Annotated in this window: 21 protein-coding genes; 10 read left to right on the top strand and 11 right to left on the bottom strand. The window is 31.6% G+C overall.

What is annotated here, in order from left to right; translation table 11 throughout:
* Positions 1-25 precede the first annotated feature (25 nt).
* From FN795_RS11635 to FN795_RS11605, 7 genes are all read left to right on the top strand, one after another.
* On the top strand, positions 26-1,180 hold the full coding sequence (locus FN795_RS11635) for a TlpA family protein disulfide reductase (RefSeq protein WP_142450764.1): 1,155 nt from the start codon (positions 26-28) through the stop codon (positions 1,178-1,180).
* A 224-nt stretch (positions 1,181-1,404) separates the two neighbouring features.
* Positions 1,405-3,015: a thioredoxin domain-containing protein gene (locus tag FN795_RS11630; RefSeq protein ID WP_142450763.1), complete on the top strand. Its 1,611-nt coding sequence runs from the start codon at positions 1,405-1,407 to the stop codon at positions 3,013-3,015.
* Positions 3,016-3,101: 86 nt separating this feature from the next.
* Positions 3,102-5,294 (top strand): peptidase domain-containing ABC transporter, encoded by a 2,193-nt coding sequence (locus FN795_RS11625; RefSeq protein ID WP_142450762.1) that lies wholly within the window; start codon positions 3,102-3,104, stop codon positions 5,292-5,294.
* Positions 5,295-5,317: 23 nt separating this feature from the next.
* Positions 5,318-6,664, top strand: coding sequence for an HlyD family secretion protein (locus FN795_RS11620; RefSeq protein ID WP_142450761.1), 1,347 nt, complete (start codon positions 5,318-5,320; stop codon positions 6,662-6,664).
* A 21-nt stretch (positions 6,665-6,685) separates the two neighbouring features.
* A complete protein-coding gene (locus tag FN795_RS11615) occupies positions 6,686-7,525 on the top strand; it encodes a DUF6625 family protein (protein WP_142450760.1) in 840 nt (279 codons plus the stop codon).
* A 57-nt stretch (positions 7,526-7,582) separates the two neighbouring features.
* Positions 7,583-8,593, top strand: a complete 1,011-nt coding sequence (locus tag FN795_RS11610) for a hypothetical protein (protein ID WP_142450759.1) — start codon at positions 7,583-7,585, stop codon at positions 8,591-8,593.
* Positions 8,594-8,608: 15 nt separating this feature from the next.
* On the top strand, positions 8,609-9,619 hold the full coding sequence (locus tag FN795_RS11605) for a thioredoxin domain-containing protein (protein ID WP_142450758.1): 1,011 nt from the start codon (positions 8,609-8,611) through the stop codon (positions 9,617-9,619).
* A 106-nt stretch (positions 9,620-9,725) separates the two neighbouring features.
* Here FN795_RS11605 and FN795_RS11600 read toward each other — a convergent pair whose 3' ends face one another.
* The 9 genes from FN795_RS11600 to FN795_RS11560 form a co-directional block, all read right to left on the bottom strand.
* Complete coding sequence (locus tag FN795_RS11600; protein ID WP_142450757.1) at positions 9,726-10,217, bottom strand: CHRD domain-containing protein; 492 nt, start codon at positions 10,215-10,217, stop codon at positions 9,726-9,728.
* A 29-nt stretch (positions 10,218-10,246) separates the two neighbouring features.
* On the bottom strand, positions 10,247-10,789 hold the full coding sequence (locus tag FN795_RS11595) for a YceI family protein (protein ID WP_142450756.1): 543 nt from the start codon (positions 10,787-10,789) through the stop codon (positions 10,247-10,249).
* Between the two features lie 9 nt (positions 10,790-10,798).
* On the bottom strand, positions 10,799-11,143 hold the full coding sequence (locus FN795_RS11590; protein ID WP_142450755.1) for a c-type cytochrome: 345 nt from the start codon (positions 11,141-11,143) through the stop codon (positions 10,799-10,801).
* 18 nt (positions 11,144-11,161) lie between these two features.
* Positions 11,162-12,025, bottom strand: a complete 864-nt coding sequence (locus FN795_RS11585; protein ID WP_142450754.1) for a DUF5777 family beta-barrel protein — start codon at positions 12,023-12,025, stop codon at positions 11,162-11,164.
* A 4-nt stretch (positions 12,026-12,029) separates the two neighbouring features.
* Entirely contained in the window at positions 12,030-12,425 is a 396-nt protein-coding gene (locus tag FN795_RS11580; protein ID WP_142450753.1) for an OB-fold protein, read from the bottom strand.
* 89 nt (positions 12,426-12,514) lie between these two features.
* Positions 12,515-13,426: a COG4315 family predicted lipoprotein gene (locus FN795_RS11575; protein ID WP_142450752.1), complete on the bottom strand. Its 912-nt coding sequence runs from the start codon at positions 13,424-13,426 to the stop codon at positions 12,515-12,517.
* Between the two features lie 307 nt (positions 13,427-13,733).
* Positions 13,734-16,184 carry a TonB-dependent receptor gene (locus FN795_RS11570; RefSeq protein WP_244289971.1) on the bottom strand — a complete coding sequence of 817 codons (2,451 nt, stop codon included), beginning with the start codon at positions 16,182-16,184 and terminating at the stop codon, positions 13,734-13,736.
* A gap of 84 nt (positions 16,185-16,268) precedes the next feature.
* Positions 16,269-17,168, bottom strand: a complete 900-nt coding sequence (locus FN795_RS11565) for a FecR family protein (RefSeq protein WP_142450750.1) — start codon at positions 17,166-17,168, stop codon at positions 16,269-16,271.
* Between the two features lie 49 nt (positions 17,169-17,217).
* Entirely contained in the window at positions 17,218-17,733 is a 516-nt protein-coding gene (locus FN795_RS11560) for an RNA polymerase sigma factor (RefSeq protein ID WP_142450749.1), read from the bottom strand.
* 201 nt (positions 17,734-17,934) lie between these two features.
* On the opposite strand from FN795_RS11560, the gene FN795_RS11555 reads away from it, so the two are divergent.
* Together FN795_RS11555 and FN795_RS11550 are read left to right on the top strand one after the other, a co-directional pair.
* Positions 17,935-18,954, top strand: coding sequence for a hypothetical protein (locus tag FN795_RS11555; RefSeq protein ID WP_142450748.1), 1,020 nt, complete (start codon positions 17,935-17,937; stop codon positions 18,952-18,954).
* A 125-nt stretch (positions 18,955-19,079) separates the two neighbouring features.
* A complete protein-coding gene (locus FN795_RS11550) occupies positions 19,080-20,036 on the top strand; it encodes a YheT family hydrolase (protein WP_142450747.1) in 957 nt (318 codons plus the stop codon).
* 164 nt (positions 20,037-20,200) lie between these two features.
* On the opposite strand, the gene FN795_RS11545 is transcribed toward FN795_RS11550, so the two are convergent.
* Both FN795_RS11545 and FN795_RS11540 read right to left on the bottom strand, forming a co-directional pair.
* Positions 20,201-21,604: a DUF1254 domain-containing protein gene (locus FN795_RS11545; protein WP_142450746.1), complete on the bottom strand. Its 1,404-nt coding sequence runs from the start codon at positions 21,602-21,604 to the stop codon at positions 20,201-20,203.
* Positions 21,605-21,854: 250 nt separating this feature from the next.
* A complete protein-coding gene (locus FN795_RS11540) occupies positions 21,855-23,585 on the bottom strand; it encodes a phospholipase D-like domain-containing protein (RefSeq protein WP_142450745.1) in 1,731 nt (576 codons plus the stop codon).
* Positions 23,586-24,168: 583 nt separating this feature from the next.
* Between FN795_RS11540 and FN795_RS11535 the strand changes: the two genes are divergently transcribed.
* Positions 24,169-24,726: an RNA polymerase sigma-70 factor gene (locus tag FN795_RS11535; RefSeq protein WP_142450744.1), complete on the top strand. Its 558-nt coding sequence runs from the start codon at positions 24,169-24,171 to the stop codon at positions 24,724-24,726.
* Positions 24,727-24,752: the final 26 nt, after the last annotated feature.

Here is a 24,752-nt window from a genome sequence, read left to right as displayed (position 1 = left end):
CTCCTTGGTTATTAATTTTATAAGTATGAAAGTAAAAACAATTATTTTAATGATGTTTTTTTATCTGCCATTAGTTGCGCAGCATAAATTTTCGATTTCAGGAACCATTCCTCTTCAATATAAAGAGGCAGAAATTATGCTTTCGTCTGATAATTCTTCTTTTACTCCTGTAAGCACAAAAGAAAAAAAAGGCAGGTTTTATTTATCTGGAGAAATTAAGCATGGTTACGAACCAGTTAATTTAAGTGTGAAGAAAGATAATAAATATCTAGGAACTTTTTTTTTATTTATTGGTGCGCAGGACATGAAAATTGACATCGTGAAATTAAATAAAAACGATGGCTTAAATAATTTTCATTTTGTCAATGTTCCTTTTGTTAAAGAGCAAAAAGAGTATGAACGTTTAACAAAGCCAAGCAAAGATAGTGCGAAAGCTGCCTTTAATGTTTATTACGATGCAAAACAAAAACATCTGAAAACAACCATGCAAGATTCCTTATGGACAATTGTTTCAGATTTGCGGAAAAAATTATTAGCTCAAAAAATAAAATTTATTGAAGCGTTTCCTAATTCTTATGTTTCATTATATATGTTTAATAAGGAAATCATACATGGTTTTCATTCAATTAAGGTTGAAAATCTCAAAACTATTTATGATAAATTGGATAACGATGTGAAACAAACTGATTTAGGGAAATCAGTTAATGAATACATTAATAAAAAATTGTCACTTACAGTAGATCATATTTTACCCAATTTCTCTTTTTCAACAGACAAAGAACAACATTTTGAATTATCATCATTTTCCAAGAATAAAAAATATGTACTTCTTTGTTTTTGGGGAAGCGGTTGTGTTCCGTGTATAAAAAAAATCCCTACGTTCAAATTGCTGAACGAAAAATATGAATCCAAAGGGCTGCAGCTAATTTCGATTTCATTAGATCAAAATATTGATGGTTGGTTAAATTCTGTGAAAAAATATGAAATGCCCTGGTTACAAACTTTAGATTCTCCCAATTACATTAAAGGAAATCGAATTCAAGATCTTTTAGATATAAATTATGTCCCACAGTATTTTTTAATTGATGATACTGGAAAGTTGGTTTATCATAATGAACAATCAAACGATGATGATGAGTTCAGTATTTTAAAGAAACTATTGGAAACGCAGTTGCAGTAAAGTCATCTAAAAAAAAACTGAAAAAAGAGAACAGAGAAGTTTTAGAAAACAGAAAACTACAGAGAGAAAATATTCTTTAAAAAGAATGTTTAAGTGAAATTATAAAATACCGGGTGATAAACTTCAACTCTCAAACTTTTTAAATAGAAGGATATGAGGTAAGTATGAAAAATGATAAACCAATTAAACAAGTAGAAGATTACCTAAAATAAAAACCTAAAAAAATGCAAGAAAATTTCAATAATCTCTTCCAGTATTTAGAAAGAGAGCAGATTAATATTGATAAAGATGAATTTCAATTTCAAATCCAGTCGCATCCTGATTACCCAACTTTAGTGTCAATCATAGACACTTTGGATTTTTTTAATATTGATAATGGTGCCTTTAATGTAGATAAATCTGAAATTGGATTATTACCGGATTGTTTTTGGGCAATGTTAGATATAAAGAATAGCCGGCCACAGTTTCACTTTGTTGAAAAAAAAGGAGATGGATATTTACTAAATAAAGGGAAGATTGCGATTTCTAACCAAGAGTTAGAGGCAAGATGGAAGAACACAGTGTTATTAGTAGAAAAATCTAAAACAGATAATCTGATTGAATCTAATAAAAGCAAAATAAATTGGATACTACCCTTTTTAAGTATAGGATTGTTTTTTCTTATAGTTGCGCAATTTCAATTTACTTTACAAACTAAATTCTTCTTTATATTTCCTACTCTTGGTGTTTTGTTTTCGATCGCTGTACTAAAAGATTTATTTGGTGCTAAAAGTGAATTAGTCAATAGTTTTTGCAACATAACATCTTCTGCAAGTTGTGAATCAGTTGTAGGATCTACTAAATGGAAGATTTTTGAAAGTATTAATTTTAGTGATTTGAGTATTGTATTTTTTGCCTCGCAATTTTTAGGAATGTTGACGTTTCTTTTTATGGCAAAAATAGATGCTTATTTCAGTATTCAAAAAGGCCTACTGCTTTGCGCTGTACCTTTATTATTTACGTCAATTTATTATCAAAAATTTGTCGAGAAAAAATGGTGTCCTATTTGTTTAGTCATTATTAGTATCATTCTTTTGGAATTGACCTGTATATTATTTTTATATCAAACTTCATTTGATTTACAGATATATCCTTTAATTGTTTATGGTTTTGTATTTGTAATTGTCGCTTTAGGATGGTCTACGCTTAAAAATCTATTAAACCAGCGAAAAGAACTAAAAGAATTTCAGATAACAGGTAATCGATTTATACGTAATTATGAGATTTTTAAAAATTCATTGTTGTCAAAAAATAGAGTGAATCTGCCAAACAGTCCAGTAATTTTAGGAAACCATGCTAGCAATACGGAAATAACCATTATTACAAGTCCTTTTTGTGGGCATTGTAAAAATGCTCATAAAATTTTGGATAAAATTTTAATTAAAAACGAAGAGAATCTAAAAATAAAAATAATTTTCAATGTGGATTTTCATCTTTTAGAAGAAAAAAGTAAAGATTTTTTTAGATATCTAATGTCTATTTATTTAGAAAATGGAAATGATGCTTTTCTTCAAGCATTAAATCATTGGTTTGAAACTAAAAATTTGAATGATTGGTTAAAGAAATATGAACAGTCTTTTAAAGATGATAAGATTGACCTGATATACGAACAACAAAATCAATGGTGCAATAATAATAAGAGTTTAAACTTTACACCTGTCATTTTTATAAATGGATACCAATATCCAAAAGCATATAAAAAAGAAGACCTTGAATTTTTCATAAATGAAATTCTAGAAGACGATTTTTTTGTAGAAAATCAAATAGAAGAGAAGGCTATCATTGAAACTGTATAACTTCTGAAAAATAAAAAACGCAATACCTGAAGTAAGGAAAAAGTACCGCATATTGTTACGTAAACATTAATTTACAAATTCAAAAGTTGAAAAAATTTCCCAATTATAAACAATCTGATTCTAAGGATTGTGGTCCCACTTGTATAAAAATCATATCCAAATTTTACGGTAAGAATTTTAATATCCAACAATTGCGCGATTTTAGCGAAACTACTCGTCAGGGAAGTAATATGATGCTGTTGAGTGATGCTGCAGAGAAAATCGGTTTTAGGACTTTGGGAATAAAACTTAATTTAGGAAGGATAGATGAACTTTCTTTGCCTTGTATTTTGTTCTGGAATAAAGCGCATTATGTAGTATTATACAAAATAAAAAAAGGCAGGTATTATATCTCTGACCCTGCTTTTGGCTTGATTGATTACGGTGAGAAAGAATTTATTAGATTTTGGATTGGAAATAATGCAGATGTAAATACGAATGAAGGTATTGCTTTGTTAATGGAGCCAACTCCAAATTTTTTCAACTCAGAATTTGAAATTGAAGAAAAGAAAGGCTTAGGATTTGGCTTATTATTACAATATGTACTGCGATATAAATCATTTTTGTTTCAATTAAGTATCGGATTACTAGCTGGGAGTTTATTGCAACTCATTTTTCCTTTTCTTACACAAAGTATTGTGGATATTGGGATTCAGAATCAAAATATTCAATTTGTTTATCTCGTTCTGTTTGCTCAATTGTTTCTTTTTATTGGGAAAACAGGTTTAGAATTAATTAGGAGCTGGATAATGTTGCATCTTTCCACTCGAATTAATATTTCTTTAATTTCTGATTTCTTCATTAAATTGATGAATCTTCCGATTGCATTTTTTGATGTTCGAATGACAGGAGATATTATGCAGCGAATTAATGATCATCGCCGTATAGAACGAATCTTAACCACTTCATCTCTGAATGTGCTTTTTTCGTTTATCAATATGTTTATCATGGGCGGGGTTTTGGCGTATTATAATCTTCAAATTTTCTTTGTGTTTTTTGCCGGAAGTCTATTGTATTTTGGCTGGATTGCTATGTTTTTAAAGCAGCGTGAAGTTTTAGATTACACACGTTTTTCTGAAGTAAGCAAAGAACAAAGCAAAGTAATGGAGTTGATTAATGGAATGCAGGAAATTAAATTGCATAATGCCGAAAAGCAAAAAAGATGGGGGTGGGAATATATACAAGCTCGGTTGTTTAAAGTCTCCATAAAAGGATTGATTCTGGAACAAACTCAATCAATTGGTTCTTCGGTTATAGATCAATTAAAAAATATATTTATTTCTTTTATATCTGCAAAATTAGTCATAGATGGCCAAATTACTCTTGGTATGATGATGGCAATAAATTCTATCGCAGGAAGCTTAAATGGACCCATTTCTCAACTTATTAATTTTGTCCGCGAGTTGCAGGATGCTAAAATATCATTGACACGATTATCGGAAATTTATAATAAAGAAGATGAAACGCAACAAGAACCCTTTCAAACACATGAAATTCCAAAAGATTGTGCAATTGAGATTAAGGGTCTTTCGTATCGCTATCCAGGCTCGGATGATTCAGTGATTGATAATTTGAATTTAACAATACCGGCACACAAAGTGACAGCAATTGTAGGTGTAAGCGGAAGCGGCAAAACTACTTTAATGAAACTCTTGCTTAAATTTTACGAACCTTCTGCAGGTGAAATAAAAGTAGGCAATACACAACTGAAAGATATTTATCAAAAATCCTGGCGAGATAATGTTGGTGCTGTCATGCAGGAAGGATTTATTTTTAATGATACCATTGCAAATAATGTTGCAATAGGAGTAGATAAAATTGATAAAGAGCGCTTAGTATATGCGACAGATGTTGCAAATATTCAAGAATATATTTCAGGACTGCCTTTAGGATTTAATACTAAAATAGGCTCAGAAGGTGTTGGAATGAGTACCGGTCAAAAACAACGACTATTAATTGCCAGAGCGGTTTATAAAAATCCTGAAATGTTGTTGTTTGACGAAGCTACTTCTGCTTTGGATGCCAATAATGAGAAAGAAATCATGAGAAAACTGGATGTTTTTTTTAAAGATAAAACGGTTGTTGTCATCGCTCATCGTTTAAGTACAGTAATGAATGCAGATCAAATTGTTGTTTTGGGCAAAGGAAAAATTGTTGAGATTGGAAACCATACTGAATTGGTAAAGCGAAAAGGAAGTTATTTTGAATTAGTACACAATCAATTGCAATTAGGGAATTAAGCCTTCTTTTAAGAAAATAAAAAATGACAAAAAATGTAAAAATAAAGTCAACCGATTTTGAACTTCGAAGTGAAGAAGTCCAGGAAATTCTGCGACGAGTGCCACATTGGATGATACGATGGGGAACGGTCTTCATTTTTGTGATCATAATGATGTTGTTTCTAGTTTCCTGGGTTGTAAAATATCCAGACATAGTAAATACTAAAATCGTAATTACGACTAATTTTCCACCAGAAAAAATTGTCTCGAGATCGACGGGAAGAATTGAGGCTATTCTTGTAAAAGACAAAGCTATTATTTCAAAAAATACCACGCTTGCCGTTATTGAAAATACAGCTAACTACAAAGATGTTTTTTTACTAAAAAGTATAGTTGACAATTACAACATCAACGATTCAGGTAAGGCATTTCCATTTGCTTTATTAAAGAATTTACAGCTTGGAGAAATTGAAAGCGCTTTTGGACTTTTTCAAAAAGATTATGAAGAGGAAAAATTAAATAAAAATTTGAAACCTTTTGAAGTCGAGAGCCAAGCACAGATTTCTGAAAAAATGCAAATTAAGGAAAGACTCGAAATTTTGCAGGACCAAAAAGAAATTAATGAGAGCGAACTTCAACTCCAAAAAAATGAAATAAGTCGTTTTGAAACCTTATTCAATAAGGGTATTATTTCTGCGCAAGAAATGGAGTCTAAAAAACTGGGTTATTTACAAGCTCAAAAAAGTTATAAAGGACTTCTATCAACCATTTCGCAATTAAAATCAGCCAATATTAATAACACAAAATTAGGTTTGGTTACAGAAATCACTAGTACTAAAGAAGAGGTGAATTTAGGACGAAGTATGGCACAGTCTTTTTATCAGCTCAAAAAAGTGATAAAAGATTGGGAACTAGCATATACCTTAAAATCTTCAATAAGTGGTGTAATTACTTTTTTACAAGTTTGGAATGAAAATCAAACAATTAATGTTGGCGACAATGTGTTTTCAATTATTCCAGATGCAAAAAATGATATTATAGGAAAAGCAAAATCTCCGGCTTTGAATTCGGGTAAAATAAAAGTTGGACAAAAAATCAATATACGATTGGTTAATTATCCTAATAATGAATTTGGCATAATTAAGGCAGAAGTAAAAAATATTTCTCTAATTCCTGATAAAGATGGAAATATTTTAATAGACGTAGCATTACCAAATGGTTTAGAAACCTCTTATCATAAAAAACTTCCTTTCACACAAGAAATGGAAGGAAGCGCTGAAATTATAACAGAAGATTTACGATTGACTGAAAGATTGTTGTATCAATTCCGGAATATTTTTAACAGATCAGCTTTTATGGAGAAAAAGATGCCTTCGGAACAGACACAATGATATATAATAACACATTGAAATATGAATAAACTCAAATCTATTGCAGTGCTTACATGTTGGTATGGTGAATATCCATGGTATTTTCCATATTATGTGCATTCTTGTTCATTTAATCCAACAATTGATTTTTATATCATTACGGATAATCTTGATGAAATTCCATATAAACCCAAAAACCTAATTATTATAAACAGAAAACTTGAAGATATAAAAGATGCAGCCTCTGAAAAATTAGGTTTCACTGTAAATATTGATTACCCATATAAACTTTGTGATTTTAAACCGGCATATGGATTTCTATTTCCAGAAATTATAAAAGATTATGACTTTTGGGGACAAAGTGATTTGGATATCATTTATGGAAACGTGCGTGATTTTATTACAAAAGAAATGCTTGAGGAATTTGATTTTATAAGTCTTCGACATGATTATGTAACTGGATGTTTTGCTTTATACAGAAATAACAATGTGATGAATACTTTTTTTATGCGAAGCAAAGATTATAAAAAGGTATTTTCTGATTCAAAGCACTATTGTTTTGATGAATGCAGTTTTGCCTGGCATGAATTAACGGAAGGCGCATCAATATTTGACCTTGACCTAGAAGTTGAAAGTTTTACACATCTAATTCAAAAAGCTGATCAGATGAAAGAGATTAAGGCTCATTTTGATTTTCTTCTGATTGAAGGATTAACAGGACGAATAACTTTTGATAATGGAAGAATTTATTTTAAAAATCAATTTGAAGGTATATTGTACCATTTGATTTTGTTTAAAAAAGAAAATAACCCAATGAAAATTGCAAAAAGAATACCAGATAAATATTATATAAGTAAAACAAAAATTTACCATTCAAGGTAAAGGTTTCATATAGCTTTTCTATGTGAAATAAATAATTGTGTAATTAAAATTTAAAGTATGTTCAATTCACTTAAAAAAAAATCCGTTTTTAAAAATAAGTACAAAATGCATCCTGAGGCAATTATTATTTCATGTTTTTTCAATCCTCAGAATTCTCCTTATCGAAATAAAGCTTTCCGTATATTCTATGAAAGTATAAAACATTTGGATCATTCGATTATCGAATGTGTAATTGGTAATTCGAAACCCCAGCTTGAAGAAAATGACAATATAAAAAGAGTATATACGGAGAATTTGCTTTGGCATAAAGAGTCATTATTAAATAAAATTATTGCCGATTTACCTCCTAAATATAAATATATTTTTTGGCTTGATGCCGATGTAGTTTTTACCAATGAAAATTGGATAGTAGATGGAGTAAAACAATTGGAAACCAATACAGTAATACAGCCATTTGAATACGCCGTTTTTCTGGAAAAAGACGAAATAAAACCTTCTTTTTCTATGGATAAAATAAGGGAATCTTACTCGCCAAATGCTATGAATAAAAATGTTTGGAGAAGTTTTAGTGCAAATTTTGCAACAACGGAACTTTGGAAAAATACAAATTTTAATAAGCATGGTCATGTAGGGTTCGCCTGGGGAGCAAGAAGGGAGATTCTAGATGCTGTGCCATTATTTGATAAGGCTTTAATTGGCGGAGCAGACTACATAATTGCTCATGCCGCGGCTGGATTAATACCCAATTCGAATGAAAGCAGTAGTGATGATGTTTCCCAACAAGCTTTATGGAGTGTTGATTTTCATGAAGTAACAGAGGGGAAAATTGGATTTGTTGAAGGTGATTTATATCATATTTGGCATGGAGATATTGAAAAAAGGCAATATGCAAAACGACTTGAATATACTACCAAAATAAAAGAAATAATACATCGGGATGAAAATGGCTTATATATAACAAATAAACCTGATGACACATTTATAAAAAATTATTTTACAGAGAAAGAAGTGCAAAAAAAAGAAAAATGGGCCATTTTTAAGAATTTATTTCTAAGAACAAACAATTAACACTCTAAGTATAATATGAATAAAGAATTCTATAATATATATGAATATTTAGAAAAAGAAGGATTTTATATTGATCTAAACGAATTTGATCTGCAAATTCAAGTACATCCAGCATATCCATCTTTATTATCAATTACAGATACTTTAAGTTTTTTTAATGTCAACAATGGAGCCTTTCATATTGATTCGTCAAGAATAGATTCATTGCCAAATCGATTCATGGCTATACTGCGAGATGAAAACTATGAAAGACGATATTGTATTATTGAAGTGAAAAATGAAAATTATATTTGTTATAATGGCAAGAGTAAAGTTAAAATTTCAAAGAAAGAATTAGAATCTCAATGGAGTGGTGTTGTAATTTTAATTGAAAATCCAGAATTAGAAACAGGAAATGTTTTAAAAAAAATACTGATCAAAATAAGGGACAAACAATCAAAGGAAAATAAAAATACCCATAATTATCAGGCTTTTAAAGAAACTTTATTAAGCTTTAATATTCTGGAAAATAATCTACCTCAATCATCAACTATACAGTTGGGAAATATAGATGCGTCATTAAAAATAATAATGGTCATTAATCCGTTTAGTAATTTTTGTAAAGAAAGCTATTTTATTTTAGAGGAAATACTGCAAAAAAATTTCGATAAAGTAGGTTTAGATATTCGTTTTAATTTTAACAATAATGATTATAGTTATAAAAAATCAAAAATAATACATCAGCAATTAGTGGCTTTTTATCTTGAAAACGGGCAAGAATTTTTTATGAAAGAATTGCACAATTGGTTTGAAAATAAAGATGAAAAGAAATTATGTGCAACTCCAATATCACCATTAAACGAGATAAAAATAAACGAAATCTTAAACGCTCAATTCAATTCGAATTCGGAAAACAATATAATATTTACTCCCACAATTGTTATCAATAAGTATATCTTTCCAAAGCAAATTGATTTGAAAGAATTAAGTTATTTTTTAAGTGAAATTTCCGAGGATAAGGATTTTCAAGAGTATGAGATGAAATAGTATCTTTTGTGTAAAAAGAAGAAATAAAAAGACTCTTAAAAATACCAAAGCCTTACTAATTCAACAGTAAGGCTCTGGTAATTAACAAAAATTAAGAAAGGAGAAGTTAGTAGCCACCGCCACCACCTCCGCCACCGGCAGGGCTTCCAGCTGGATTAGCAGTAACGAGCTGTCCTCTTATTTCGCCTCCTGAAAAAGCTTCAGAATGTAGATTGACATAATAATTATTAGCCATAAGATCCGTTTCTTGAGCTGCAGTCAAAGCAGTACTAGTATAACTAATAGGTGATGCCAAACTAGAGAACGGAAATATTACAGGGCCATTAGTACCTGCGGCGCCCATATGTATATGTCCCATAGTTGGCGTTAAGCCAGAATACGTCACAGTAACTGTAAAGATTTTTGTGGTTTTATTATAACTCAAAGTTGCTGTTCCTGTTGCTGTTGAAGCATTTGCAGGAACTTCACTTGCTCCACTCAAAGTTGCATTGAATGTTACAATAATAGGCGACGGACTAGAATTATCGTCATTACTAGAGCAAGAAACTCCAATAAATAGCAACAATAAGAGCGCCGAAAAATTAAATAGAGATTTCATAATTGTATAATTTTAGAGTTTAAAAAAGATTATTTTCCATCGAGAATAAAATTCAGGGCAATATTTACATCTTCCGAAACTTTGCTTTTTACAACACTTGGTATTTTGATATTATAATCTTGGGCTTTTACTGTAAAATTGTTGGAGAGATATAATTTTCCATCTTTCAAGGCTAAACTGACTTTAGTTTTAATCTTCTTTGTAACGCCATGTATAGTCAGATCACCTTCTGCATCATATTTTTTTGAAGCGCTTAATTTAGAAGCATCAAAATCTATGATTTTTCCTTTAAATGTGGCTTTTGGATAAACGGAAGATTCCATATAATTTTCATTAAAATGTTCTTCCATAAGCGGAATTTCAAATTTGAAAGCTTTTACCAAAGCCAGTACAGCAAATTCACCAGTAGATTTATCAAAAATTGCTGAAACCGAATTATTTACAGCTGCAACAGGCTCGAAAGAAGGTGCAGAAGCTTCAAATTTTATTTGTCCGGTTCGGGTTATCATTTTTTGGGAGAAAATGATGTTTCCCACAAAAAATAATAGAATTAAAAATGCTGTTTTTTTCATCGTTTTAATTTATTCTTTTACAAATCCGTTTGCTGCCCAAAGTTTTATCATGTCAATATCTGTTTGAGGTAAACTTCCTCCTAATGGCATTCGTGCTCCACAAGATTCAGATTCAATTCTGCAGATTAAATTCGCATTGGTACAGGCATTTTTGACTCCATCATACGTTTCCAGATTTGGATATTGCGATGTTCCGGAATGACAGCTGATACAGTTATGTTCCATAATATGCTCTATGTTTGCTACATAAGTTGGATTGCCGGTAGGCGGAGCTAATTCGCTATAGGTGTTAGACTCACAAGAGACAATGAAAATACTGGATAATAGGGTCAGGCAAATTTTTATTTTTTTCATAGAATTTCGTATTAATTTTTAAAAAACCCTGTATAGATTAAATCCGAAGTAAATACCTCCGCCATTCCATTTTCCTGTAGCATTAGAAAATGCATAAACGTCGTTCATAGTCTGGCAATTTGAGAATACCATTTGAAAAATGTGCCCACCTGTATCAATATCTAATCCTACTGAAAGCAAGTTGTGATATACCTCACTTTCGGGAGCATTAATTCGGGGAGCATATTCAAGATTCATGCTTAATCTTTTTGTGAATTTATATCTTCCGCCAAGTCCAACCGCAAATTGATCCTTTCTTTCCGTAGTTTCATCGTATAGATTTTTATGAATATAAATTGGATTTATTTCAAGTGAAATCTTATCTGAAAATTGTCTTGAAACCAACAATTGTGTAGTATAAGCCAATCGATTATTAAATTGTAAATTCGGATATTGATCTGTACTTAAATTGGTATTGATATCCATCGTATTATAGCCCACAATAGTCACCGGAAAGCCATCAACTTCCTGCGTTTTCAATCTGTATTTTAATGTCAATTCATAAATTTTATTATTAGTTTGTCTTGAAGCTCCAACAGAAAGCCAGTTGGTTACACCGTAAATTGCTCCCAATTTGGTATATGCATCATCTAATCCAAAGAAATTCTCAAACCCTTCAGTCAAATCACCAAATCGATGGGAAATCAATACATACCATTCACCTTTGGCGGTTAATTTTGTTGATTGCATATTACAAATCTGCAATCCTTTGAAACCTAAAGTTTCTGTCTGTTTTTCTTTTGATTTTATAGTATCCAGTTCCTTTAACAAATCATCCTGTGCCGATACATGACAAATGATTGAAAGAAAAAATGCTACGGATAAAAATAATTTTACCTTCATTTAATTAGTTTTTGATTATAAAACATTGATCTAGTTTTACTTCGCCCATCAAATCATCATATCCGACAATTCTCCCTTTTACAGTCACTATTTGATCTTTTTTAATAGATAAATCCTGATCTTTAAAACTGCAGATAATAGTACCGTCCAGAATTACTTCTTTTCCATTCAGAGCTGTTATTTTTCCTTTTATAGCAACGGCATTTTCAAGATATTTTTTGTTTGCAGCTTCTAAATCTGAAATAAATTCGGCTGTGATGGCAGTAGAACTAACTGTGAAATCTGTTTTTTCAGTTGCTAAATTTCGAGCTCCGCTGTGCATTAAATAGTTATAAGAGAGAAAAATGATTAGGACAATTGCGAATAGTATGGAAATAATTATTTTGGTTTTTTTATTCATTTCTCTTTTCAATTTGATGATATTTAGAAAACATTATTAGGACTTATTTTGATTTCAGCCTTAATAATGTTTTCTTCTATTTTATCAGTTTATATAGTAAGCGGAATATCTTTTACCGGAACTGGCCAAATTCCAGGACTTGGAAAACTAATTCCTTTGTTAGCGCCTCTTACGCCGGCATCTTGCCCGAAGTAATACAAAGGCCAGCCATTATAAGTCAATTGCACTTTTCCAAAAACGGTTATCGAACTGAATTTAGATTTATCAAGTGTAGACGGAATAACAATTTTATCTGTTTCATAAATTGGCCAAACCGCATTGTTTGAAAAATCTTCTTTTGTGAAATTGTTTTTCTTGAAATTGTCATTTTTGAATGTATACAATGTCAATCCTTTAGCATCAGTAAAATAGGTAGTTGTACCAACTCCAACGGTATAATCTGATTTGTAATTTTTCCCATCATGTCCGACAAGTTGACTTCTCACAATCATGATAGAATAATCTGGTTTTGCAATAAACCAAGTACCATCAACTCCGTCTCCTGAAGTTTTTCCTGCAGCTTCTGGCGTGTTGACACCTGCGCCACCATATCCATCTCCGGCAGACATTGGTGCATAGTAGTACAAAGGCCAACCTTTATAAGTCAATTGTTTTTTGCCAGAAGTAGTAGTAATCGAAGCGAAATCTGCTAATGTTAATCCGGTTCCTAATTTGTCTGTGGTTAAATTATCAACAAAAAAAACTGGCCAAAAAGCTTCACATCCGCCTGTACATGAAGATTGCCCGTTTGCATCTGTTGCGAAAAAATATAAAGATCTTCCGTTTTTGTCTGAAAGATAAGAGCCTAAAGTAGCACTTGTAGAAAGGTTTATTTCTGTTTTTGTAACAGGAACTTCAGGAGGAGTGGGAGTAGTGTCACCACCATTGTCGCTGCTGCAGCTTATAAAAATTGATGTGATTGCAAGAGTGATTGCGGCGAATTTAATCTGTCTTAATTTCATATTGATTTTGATTTAAGTTATGTTAAATTGAAAAAGGACTTTACAGATTAGTAAAGTATTTTGGTTTAATGATTTTGTATCAAGGTTTTTTGCTTGATTTTAAAGGACATTTTATTCCGTAATTTTAGGATTACGAACTGTCAAGAGGATATAATTTCAGGTTTTTGAAGGGTTTCATTTTTTACTATTTTGATAAATTCAATAGTAAAACAGTCTTGCGATAGAATACCCTACCTTAAGAATTGATATTTTGCAAAAAAAAAGTAAAAAAAGTCTAAGATTTTTTTTTAACCTTGTAGGATTAAGATTAAAATGAAACTCTAAAACTCACATTAGGAGTTCGTTGCAGTGAAAATGTTTCCACTTCTTCAATAGAATTTGTTAGCGAACTTATTCTATAATATTCGCTGATTTCATTTTTTCGGTTAAGGATATTCAAGATGGAAACGCCCAATTTATACTGAATTCCATTAGCATCTTCCCACTTATAAGTCGAAGAAAAATTCACTTGCGCAAAAGTGTGCAAATTGGTGTTATTAGGTTTATTGTATACCAATGTAGGATTAGAAAGATCAATTTGAGAATTGTCTGGAGAAGTTTTTGGCCGGCCCGAAGTCCATTTTGTTCCTAAAGCAATTTTGAAATTGTTTTTCTCATAAATCCCCGCCCATGTTGCTGTATGCATTACCTCAAAGTTGTTAGGAAAAACGGGATATTCATAATTAACAAAATGATAATTATTATGATTGTAAGTATAACTCAACCAGGTCAAAAAATGATTCATTTTTTTCTGAACAAGCATTTCTGTTCCCCAGATTTCATAATCTCCGGTTGTTTTTACAAATTCCAATTGATTCTGAAAACCTTGGCTCGAGGTTGTAATTCCGGTTACTTTTTTATAAAAATTTTCAATATCAAGCAGCCAGCCTTTTTTTTCATAAGATAAGTTTAATGATAGTTGTCTGCTTTTCTGAATAGGAATTGTGGAGTCGTTTGAGATAATCCATCGTCTTTTTTCAATTCCGAAATAATCTTTTTGCAAGTCAATAATTTGTTGGGAATTTTGACTTTTCATTTCGCCCAGCAATTCTAAATTCAGACTTTTATTGATTCCATAACCAAACTGAATTCTAGGCTCGGGAATGAATTTTTTAAATTTTTCGATATAATTAACTCGCGTTCCGGCTTTAAAATAAACTCTCGAAATGGTGTCATTGTATTTTCCTTCCAAAATTAAAGCATGTGTTCTCAAAACATCTTTAACTTTACGATAGAAATCAGGATTGGTTACATCCTCCAAATTAGTGATGCCTATTTCGTTAAACTGATAACCATCATTTAAACTAAATTTAGAGTTCAGAATATGATTGTTTTCTAAGTTAACTCCGTTATTATTAACCGTATTCTCCTGAATCACAATTTGATTTTCAAAAGTTGTAGTCTGATTGGCTAAAAGTTCATAAGCCGAATTATAAACATTGATTTTAGTGGTATTAAAGCTGTTCCAATTTCTTTTCCAGGCCAAATTCCCGCCATAATTCTGTTGACGCAATATGTTGTTTTCTGATCTGAAAATATCATATACCGTCGCACTTTGAAAAACTTCCAGATTATCTTTAATCGTAATTAAATCAAGTACGATTTGATCTTTGTTTCCTATTTTTTGAACATATTTTAGCGTCGCATCATAAAAGCCAAATTTCTTGTCGCTTTGATAATCAACGTTTTGATTGTTTGAGAAATCAGTGATTGTGGTATTCTGAAATACTTTATTAAAATACTCTTTGTAAGTGGGCGTTTCAACAAAATCAGTAATGGATTTTCGGGCTGAAATTTCAATATAACTTTTTTTCGAAAGATTATATTTCGCATAAATATCGGCATTAATCATATTGATTCCTGCGCTGAAAGAATTTTTTTCAGCGGTTTCCGGCGTCGAAGACATTGCTACAACACTGGATACACTTTCTCCGTAAAAAGCAGAACTTCCGTTTTTATAAATTGAAATCGTATGCGCTAAATTGGGATTGAAAACCGATATTAAACCAAAAAAATGTCCCGTTTGGTACATCCGAATTCCGTTCCATAAAAACAAATTCTGATCATGCGTACCGCCGCGAACGTTGATGCTCGATACGCTTTCGTCGATACTATTAACACCCGGAATTTGCTGCATGGTTTGCAAAGCATCGGGTTCAATAAGTCCGGGTAAAATTCCAAATTTTTTGGGTTTAATCTCAAACGATCCATCGACATTTTTAGAAATTCCCGAAGCCAAAATAGCATTGGTTTTAATTTCGTGAAGTTCCGTGATTTCAGGTTCCAAAAATAGTTGAAGACAATTTTCAGAATCGGTATTTCCGATTGTATTTTTTTTGGATACAAATCCAATATGCGTGATGAGAAACGTATTTTGATTTTCTTTTTTAAATTCAAAATAACCTTTTGAATCCGTTCTGGTTTGCGTTTTATCGTCTAAATTAATATTGGCGTTTTCTATTGGTTTTTTATCGGCATTAGAAAAAACATATCCACAAATGATTTGAGGTTCATCACTTTTTTTATAAATATTAATGAATTGGTTTCCAATATTTTCAAAAGATAAATTCGTTTTTTTAGAAAGATATTCTAGTTTTTGTGCAAGCGAAAGTGTTTTTTTGGGCGGAATTAATTCAAGTCCAGAAATATTATCTTCGGTGTAATTGAAACTAACCTGATGCTGCTTTTCAATTTCAGATATGATCTTTTTAAAAGGCATGACTTGCCCTTGGCCCTGAGCAAAAAGATTGAGGGCCAGAAAAAAAAGGAAAAACAAAAAATGAAATTGTTTGGGGAGCAACATTTATTTTTCGTCAAAAATTATTTTATTTTCTGAGACTTTTTTGGCCTCTAAATGATATGTTGTACTAATAATATGCAAAGCTACATTTAAATCTTTGGAAGGTAATTTCCCTGTAAATAAAGAGGTTGTATCTTTAGAATTTAATTCCACTGTAATGTTATATTGTCTTTCAACTTCATCTAGAAGGCTTCGAATGTCTTCTTTATAAAAACTTATTTGATTATCCATCCATTCAGGTTTCGATACATTTACAATTGTGTTCGTTTGGTTTTTATTTTCAAAACTAACACTTTGACCATGAGTTAAAATAATTTGAGTGTTTGCATAATTTACTTTTACGCGACCTTCATAACACACGACATCAAATCTGTTTTTTCTGGCTTTAACGTTAAATTGAGTTCCGAGAACAGTTACTTTCCCTAAATTGGTATGTACTTCAAATCGGCGTCCTTTTGCGACTCTAAAATAAGCTTCTCCTTTTAGATCAAGAGTTCTGTGACTGCTCCAATTTAATTTTTTATAATTTATTTCAGAACCTGAATTTAGTACTACTGTAGAATTATCAGGCAATGAAAAAGTAGTTTTCTCGCCAAAACCTGCTGTTTGTGTCTGAGGTGTCAAAAAATTAAACGCCAACGTTACACCAAGCGCCAAAACAAATATAGCCGCCGCTCGGAAAGCCCACTTTTTGTACAACGGAACCACTTTTGGAGTCGCTTTTTTCTGTTTCAGAATATTGGACAACATAGCGTTTTCATCCAAATCATCCATTGCTAGATGATCTGTATACTGTTTAATTTTCTGGTATTTTTCAAAATCGGGACTTGCTTCAAATGCAGCTAATTCGTCCTGAGACAAATCATTGTTGAGCCATTTTGCTAATAAGCGATTTTTTTTCATTTTCTTGTATTGTATAATTAAAACAATTGGAACTAAATTTACCCTACTTTTATAAATCAATTTCTTTACGCAAACTTAATAACGCCAGATGAATTCGTTTTTCGACAGCCTTTACGCTAATGTTTAATTCTAGCGCAATTTCACTGTATTTTTTTCCATCAATTCGATGCATCAAAAAAGCGACACGTTGTTTTTCGTTTAAGTTTTCAATTGCTTTCAGAAGTTTTGACTGAAATTGCTTTTCTTCTAAAATATATTCTGGGTTTTCATTGGTTTTATCTAAACCAGTAAAGTTTTTTTCATATTTCAAAACCACTTTCTGATGTGCAATTTCATTGAGACTGCTATTATTTGCAATCGTATAAATGTAAGATTTTGCTTTTTCGAGCGGTACAGATGCACAGTTTTGCCAAAGTTTTACAAACGCTTCCTGTGCGACATCTTCTGCCTGATTTAGATTGCCAAATTTGTAAAAAAGAAAATTTCTAAGCGCTTTAATGTGGCTTTTAAAAAAAGACGAAAAAATAATTTCGTCGCAAGTATTTGATTCGTTTTTAGTTGGCATTTAAATTTTCGATTTGATACCGTACAAAAGTATTTGTTTTTAGTTTAAGTAGGGTAAAAGTAAAGCTGATTGTTTTATAGAGACATAAAATGTTATTTTCGTGTAATGATTACACTTTTTAAAAGAAAAATTAAAAGCTTTAATGGCGAATTTATTGAAAAACAGTTTTTTAAATTTTATTACCTTTGTAAAAATATAAGTATGTTTCCGCTAAAAAAATATTTATCTCTAGTTGTTTTTTTGTTCTTATTGTCTTGCCAAAGTGAAATGGATGAACAGGGTAATAATACACAGGGAACAATAACAAATTCTTCGCCTCTGACTTCCTATCTGCAAAGAGTTGCAATGGTGCAAACCGTTAAGGATAATGTAATTGACGGATCGACTTACTGTACTATAAAACCTCCTTACACGGTTACAGTGAATAACGCACAAATTGCTATAAACAGTGCTGCAGATTATCAAAAAGTTATCGATAATATTAATGCAAGCAATTCTGATTCAGACATTGTAAAAATAAATTTTCCGGTAACGATGGTGTATTATAATTACATCGAAAAAAATATTCCAAACGAAGCCGATTTTAATTCCTTAATCGATTATTGGAATCAATATCCGGACCTTTTATCAAAAATAAATGGATTAAATATTAATTATCCTATCACAATCAATATTTATAACAGTGCGAATCAAGCTGCAAGTTCGACAACGATTATAAGCGATCAGGCCTTTTTTAATTTCATCAAAAATTTGAACGCCAGCCAGTATATTTCGTTAAAATATCCAATTTCTATAGTGGATTACAACAATCAGACTAAAACAATTTCAAATAATGCAGATTTTGAAAATGCCATAAAATATGCAATTGATTACTGCCCTGAAAATAATATTATAACGCTTGATTTTGTTGGCGCTATAACAAAAGGTTCATGGGGAATTCCTTATTTTTTCAGTGATTCGGAGAAAACGTCTTCTTATAGCGGTTATTCGTTTGTTTTCAAAAGTGATAAATCGGTAGTTGCAACAAAAGGTTCAACTTCAGAAACGGGTCAGTGGGATAGTAGTGTTCAAAATAATGTTAGAGAATTAAAACTAACTTTTAGCTCGGATTTGTTAAGTAAACTAAACAATAACTGGAAATTGTTTGAGTTTAATAATTCTCAGGTAAGATTGCGCGACGTCAGCAATACTACTAATTATCTGTATTTTGAAAAAAAATAAACTTCATCTGAGTTTAATACTTTCCAATAATTTTTTTGAATTCGTGAAATAAAAAAGACAGTATTAATTTACATATTGATTGATTTCTTAAATTTGTAAGAACCAACTTAAAAACTTTTTTAATCATGCCAATAATTGAACAATCAGAATATGATTCTCCTGCTATTATTCATCGCAACAGGCATGTTTCTACTATTTATGCCGCTTTGTTCAAAAAATTTGAAGTTCCTGGCTATACCAGAGAAAAACTTGAATTAAATGACGGCGATTTTATAAATATTGATTTTATTATAAATGATTCAAAAAAGGCTGTTATTTTATGTCATGGACTAGAAGGGGATTCTAGAAGAACTTATAATAATAGCTGTGCATCTTATTTTGAAGAAAAAGGTTTTTCAGTTTTTGCGTGGAATAATCGCACTTGCGGAGGCGAAATGAATCGTTTGCCGAGGCTTTATCATCACGGCGCTGTTGACGATCTTGATGAGGTAGTGCAGTTTGTTTTGAAAAAAGGATTTGAAGAGGTTTATCTGATTGGTTATTCGATGGGAGGTGTTCAGTTGCTGAATTATTTTGGCTGGACAAAAATTGATCAACGTATAAAGGCCGCAGTTTCGATTTCTGTACCAACGCACATTGCAACAAGCGCTGAGGTACTTAAACAAGGTTTTAACAGAGTCTACTTAAAGAATTTCACAATTGATATCAAAAAAAAGTTGAAATACAAAGCAGCGCAGTTTCCAGATTTTATAAACAGCGATCAGATTGATAAAATTTCTTCTTTTGATGAAGTTGACCAGTATTTTACAGCACCTTTGCATGGTTTTAAGAGCAAGGATGATTATTATCAGCGTGTATCTCCTGAATTTTCCCTTGAAAATATTACAACTCCGGTTTTGATAATTAATTCGCTTGATGACCCGTTTTTAGGAGAAAGATGTTACCCGAGAGCTATTGCAAAAAACAGCCGATATGTTTATCTGGAAACTCCAAAATATGGAGGACATTGCGCTTTTCCGCTTCGTGATTCAATGTATTCTTATGCCGAGAAAAGAGCTTTTGATTTTTTTGAATCGTTGTAAAATTTTGGATTGATTAAAGCTTAAAAATCGTTTTTAACTTGTTTCTAATTTAATGTTTAGCAGAAAGTTATATAAAAATATTTTTCGGTTTGACCGATCATAAAAAAAATCCCAATCAAACGATTAGGATTTTTTTTTGCGAAAGTGTTTTTATTTTTAAGTAATTATTTCACAATTTCAGGTAAAGGCATTTTCCAAACATTGTTTATAACGTCAGGTTGAGGACCGTAAATTCTCGTAACAAACATAAATTTTTCATTTTTAGGAGTTGGAAGCCAGTTGCTTTCTTTATCCTTTCCAGGAGATGTGCTTTGAAGGTAAATAATCAGATCTCCGTTAGATTCATATTTCAAACCTTTAGTTTTATTTCCAATCGAATATCTTTTAATCGGATTTGGAACCAGAAAACGTTTCGGAAGATTATACATGGTTATACTCCAAAAGTATTTTGCTTCCGGAAGCTCTTTTTTGCTAAATTTTAAAATATAATTTTTGTCCCCTGAAAGTGGCTGATTGGTTTTATCATTACTTGCTCCGGTATAAACAGCTTCTTCTTTCGTATTTCCGTAAATTCCGGCTGCGGCTGCAACGGCACGATTTAAGTAGTTGTTTTTTAGTTCTGCTCTTGTACCAAAAAGGTTTCCAAATTCTTTAAGATTATTTAAAGTAATTTCTAGTTCCTGTTTTCCTTCCGCAATTCCTTTTTCTATTGCTTTAATAGTTTCCGGCGAATATTTAGAACTATCAAAAGAAGTTCCCGGTACAATTCCGATTTTCGTAAAACGAGCCCTAAGTTCTTTTTCGCTACTGTCTTCGCTTGCGTATTGTAATAATGAATTTAATACATTGATAAATTCCAAGGAGCCGTAATCGCTTTCTTTCCATGAGGGAAGTGGCAGGTTGTATTTTTTAAGCTGCGGAGCGGGCTGTTTCGTGTATTCGTGTAATGGAATTAGTTGGTATTGTCCTTGAATTCTTTTCAGATTAGAAACATCGGACGGATCATGAAGCTGAGTTCTACCGACTATAAATATTAAATTGGTTTCTGAATGTAATACTTTGTCAATTCCTTTTGGCGTTTCGCCCTTCCAATCTGGTCCTGCAAGTAGATATTTTCCCGGATTATTTCCAGTTACGCGTGTTCCGATATATTCGTAATTGAATGTATACAAATCTACGAGCTGCATTACGTAATATCGGTCGTTTTCAATTTTTGGAACCTCGAGAACTACAGGCTCATTAGAAACATCAAGAGCAGCCATAGAATACGGAGTATCATTATTTATTGTTATTACCAAAGTATCTGCAGGAGTAGCACTCGTTGCAAAGCTTTTAAATTTATTAAAACCAACATATGCTCTGTCTTCTTTGTTTAATGCACTGGCGTAAATGGCTTTGTAATTATAAAATATTGGATATCCGTAGATCCACGCCTCTTTTGCTATGGCGGTTATAGAATCAGAAGATGCCGATGAGTCAGCAATGTTTTGATTGTCTTTTGGCTGATCTTTTTTGCAGGCTGTAACTGCTAAAAGCATGACGATTAAAAAAGCGGTTAGATTTTTCATAATACTGGGAGTTTATTTCACATGAGATTCTTTATTCCGATTTTAAAATTATGAGGATAAAAGAAAATTTTACTTTTTTTAACCTTAAAAAATGGTTGCAGATTATAAAATGAAACAACTTTTAGCTATTTGAATTATAACAGATTTTATTTATGTATTTAAACGTATAATTTTGTAGCTTTTCTGGCAAAATTGGAGACAACTTCACTGTGCAAGTGAATGAACAATTAGCTGATATGAAGAAAGTGTTTTATGAAAATAGTTCACGATCTTTAGAGTGTCTTTTATCTGAGTAAAATTTATCCCACCATGGTTTGAGTCTATTGTCTTTTGGAGGAAATTTTAGTTCTAACTTTTCGTTTTTGGCATCGGCTTTTGATCTTGCAAGCCTGAATTCATAGTGATCAAAAATCCTAAGTGCTTCAATCATATATGATGTTGCTACTTTTCTGTCTTTAATCAATAATAAATTTTCTCCATTTTTTGAATCTGCAACGCCAGAAAAATTATAAGACCCCATATAAACTCTTGCATCATCGGTATTAAAATCCAGTACCAAAAATTTATGATGCATGCGTATACCGCTTCCGCCTACGGGTTCTTTTTTGAAAGGTTCAGGAATATTTTCACTTATTACTGCCGGGGAGACGGGTTGTGGATTTCCGTCTGTGCTTTTCAAAGTGATTCCGCCAACTGGCTTATCTGCAATTCCATAAACAAATATTTCCTTGTCTTCGGTAATTTTTGTTAGCGCCTCTTTGATAGCCCCTCCTGTTTGTGCTAGAAAAGCCATTGAATATAAAAGACTTGATTTAGTAGTTGCAACATCCTCACCGATCGATTGAAGAACTGCATTTTGAGTACTATGAGGCGAAAAGGTTACTTGAGCATCAATATTAGGCAGGTCCAGTGACTGCCAAGTAGGAGATTTTGTTTGGTTGAACATTGAAACGTCATTGCTTTTACCAACAGACCAGAAATTTTCAAATGCTTCATTAAATAGTTCTACAGGTTTATCTCCTGAAAGGATAATGGCATTATTGTTTTGAACAAAAATACCACGCCATGATAAATTTGTTGATCCGCAAACTACTTTTTTAAATTCAGTACCATCAACAACTATCGTTTTGTTATGTTGCAAACTTCCCATTTTCTGTCGGATTACCTGATCATCTCCGGCAGTAATTTTTAGCATTTCTTCGGCTTCATTTTCAGCTGAACCTTCTTCTCCATGATCTTTTGAATTATCAATAATTATTCTCAGACGCTTTTTTAATTTTTTTAAGCGTGTCACAATTTCTGGTTGGTTCAGGTCATAAGCAATTACCGAAACTTTTGCAGTTTTATCTTTTATAGCATCATCCAAAACTTTTAAAATGGCATCGTATGCTTCAAATCCCATCCATTTCAAAGCCTCTTTAGTTAGGGGATGCGTAGGTTTAAAATCAAGTCCCTCTGTGGATTTGGCAGGAAGTAAAGTTTTAATATCTCCTTTTTCCTCATAGCGATCTACAAAAGCTTGAGAAGAAATAAATCCTCGAGTAAATGTCACATTTAGTGCATCGGGATAAGTTTCTCGTGCAAGTGCAATAGAACACTGTTGTGATTCACCATAACTTAATTCTTTGTTTTTATTCATAAATACGGGCTTAACTATATAAGTAAATAAACCTTTAATTTCGGGATTACGTGGAAAATGTACCCAACGAAAGACTTGCAACGGACTGTGCAATGTATATCTTACATTAGGATCTGATTTATCTGCATCTGGAAAACTGATTCTATTTCTTAATGGATAAAACTTAGTACCGCCTGGTTCCATATATTCAATTGAGAAGCCAACAAAATCAAGAGTTGGCTTTCCATTTTTCCAATTCATTCCTAATAGTGCCATACCGTCTCCACGGTGAACTTTTAACGTAAAAAGAGCCATGTCATTTGTACCGGTTACCTGATAGCCCGAAATTGGTTGATTTGCCATAATACTTCATTTTAATATTAATAATACTTCAGAACTTGAATAATTTTTGAGATGTGTAATATCAAACCAATTCTAAAAAGTTACAATTTTTGATAAGTACTGATTTGACCATGAAATTAAACTACCGATTTTAAATCTTTTTAATTTGATTTAATGTTTTCCTATTTTGAATAGGATTTTATTGATGTAAAAATAAAACAAAAGTTAAATATTGAAGCAAGTATTTATACTTGTTTTAAAATGTATTTATTTGATTTACAGTTGTTTGTTTTCTTTTTGTAGTGGTTGTTGGTGCTGCGGATTATCTATTAAATACCTTCAGTTAAAGAAGTAAACCAAAGACTTACTTACAGCTAACCTTTGACTTCAAATGTTAATAATATGTTTCATTTTGCGATAGTTTTATTAATGTAAACGTAACCTAATCGACCTACCCCAAGTTTTAATTTTGGAGACATATAAGAAGAACTCAATACTTTGTATATGTCATTTTTTAAAGAACACGAACATTATCAGAACCAAATCAGAAAAAGTGTTTCTGCCAGCGCTTTTCTTTTGATTATTCATACCAAAATAATGTATCATGTATAAGAAGCTTACAGACGAAGAACTTGTCGAATTATTAAAATCGGGCAAGGATAAAGCTTTTGATGAACTTTATTTTAGATACCGCGATGTACTTGTTCGATTTGTTTATTTGAGAATGAAATCAATCGCAATCTCAGAAGAAATTGTGCAGGAAGTTTTTACCTCTATTTGGGAACGACGCAAGATCATTGTAATCCAGAAAAGTTTTGCTGCTTATATCTATACTTCAGTTCGTTACATGACTTTGGATTATATAAAATCTCACGAAGTTACGGGTCAGTATATTCAGGAAGTTTTAGATAAAAACGTAGTGGCTTATACAAGTCAAAACGCAACAGAAGATGCTATTTATTATGATGAATTGCGAAAAGCTGTTGATGAAGCGGCAATGTTGCTTCCTAAAAAATCAAAAGAAGTTTTTATTCTAAGTCGTGTGAAACATTACACCAATAAAGAAATTGCTGAGGAACTGAATGTTTCCATCGAAACGGTAAAATACCATATTACGTATGCGCTAAAATTCATGCGTACCTATTTAGGCGAATTCAACTAAAAGTAAAATTCAGATTAAGAATCCAC

It is taken from the genome of Flavobacterium resistens, assembly GCF_900182645.1.
Taxonomy (GTDB): Bacteria; Bacteroidota; Bacteroidia; order Flavobacteriales; family Flavobacteriaceae; genus Flavobacterium; species Flavobacterium resistens.
The sequence above is the reverse complement of the archived record's forward strand: the minus strand, read 5'-3'. Positions and strand labels throughout refer to the sequence as shown.

Coding starts and splice junctions, on each gene's coding strand:
- FN795_RS11635 (WP_142450764.1), top strand. CDS start 26: ATGAAAGTAAAAACAATTATTTTAATGATGTTTTTTTATCTGCCATTA.
- FN795_RS11555 (WP_142450748.1), top strand. CDS start 17,935: ATGTTTCCGCTAAAAAAATATTTATCTCTAGTTGTTTTTTTGTTCTTA.
- FN795_RS11575 (WP_142450752.1), bottom strand. CDS start 13,426: ATGAAATTAAGACAGATTAAATTCGCCGCAATCACTCTTGCAATCACA.
- FN795_RS11630 (WP_142450763.1), top strand. CDS start 1,405: ATGCAAGAAAATTTCAATAATCTCTTCCAGTATTTAGAAAGAGAGCAG.
- FN795_RS11620 (WP_142450761.1), top strand. CDS start 5,318: ATGACAAAAAATGTAAAAATAAAGTCAACCGATTTTGAACTTCGAAGT.
- FN795_RS11615 (WP_142450760.1), top strand. CDS start 6,686: ATGAATAAACTCAAATCTATTGCAGTGCTTACATGTTGGTATGGTGAA.
- FN795_RS11600 (WP_142450757.1), bottom strand. CDS start 10,217: ATGAAATCTCTATTTAATTTTTCGGCGCTCTTATTGTTGCTATTTATT.
- FN795_RS11550 (WP_142450747.1), top strand. CDS start 19,080: ATGCCAATAATTGAACAATCAGAATATGATTCTCCTGCTATTATTCAT.
- FN795_RS11565 (WP_142450750.1), bottom strand. CDS start 17,168: ATGAAAAAAAATCGCTTATTAGCAAAATGGCTCAACAATGATTTGTCT.
- FN795_RS11590 (WP_142450755.1), bottom strand. CDS start 11,143: ATGAAAAAAATAAAAATTTGCCTGACCCTATTATCCAGTATTTTCATT.
- FN795_RS11580 (WP_142450753.1), bottom strand. CDS start 12,425: ATGAATAAAAAAACCAAAATAATTATTTCCATACTATTCGCAATTGTC.
- FN795_RS11545 (WP_142450746.1), bottom strand. CDS start 21,604: ATGAAAAATCTAACCGCTTTTTTAATCGTCATGCTTTTAGCAGTTACA.
- FN795_RS11570 (WP_244289971.1), bottom strand. CDS start 16,184: ATGCCTTTTAAAAAGATCATATCTGAAATTGAAAAGCAGCATCAGGTT.
- FN795_RS11610 (WP_142450759.1), top strand. CDS start 7,583: ATGTTCAATTCACTTAAAAAAAAATCCGTTTTTAAAAATAAGTACAAA.
- FN795_RS11595 (WP_142450756.1), bottom strand. CDS start 10,789: ATGAAAAAAACAGCATTTTTAATTCTATTATTTTTTGTGGGAAACATC.
- FN795_RS11540 (WP_142450745.1), bottom strand. CDS start 23,585: ATGGCAAATCAACCAATTTCGGGCTATCAGGTAACCGGTACAAATGAC.
- FN795_RS11560 (WP_142450749.1), bottom strand. CDS start 17,733: ATGCCAACTAAAAACGAATCAAATACTTGCGACGAAATTATTTTTTCG.
- FN795_RS11605 (WP_142450758.1), top strand. CDS start 8,609: ATGAATAAAGAATTCTATAATATATATGAATATTTAGAAAAAGAAGGA.
- FN795_RS11535 (WP_142450744.1), top strand. CDS start 24,169: ATGTATAAGAAGCTTACAGACGAAGAACTTGTCGAATTATTAAAATCG.
- FN795_RS11585 (WP_142450754.1), bottom strand. CDS start 12,025: ATGAAGGTAAAATTATTTTTATCCGTAGCATTTTTTCTTTCAATCATT.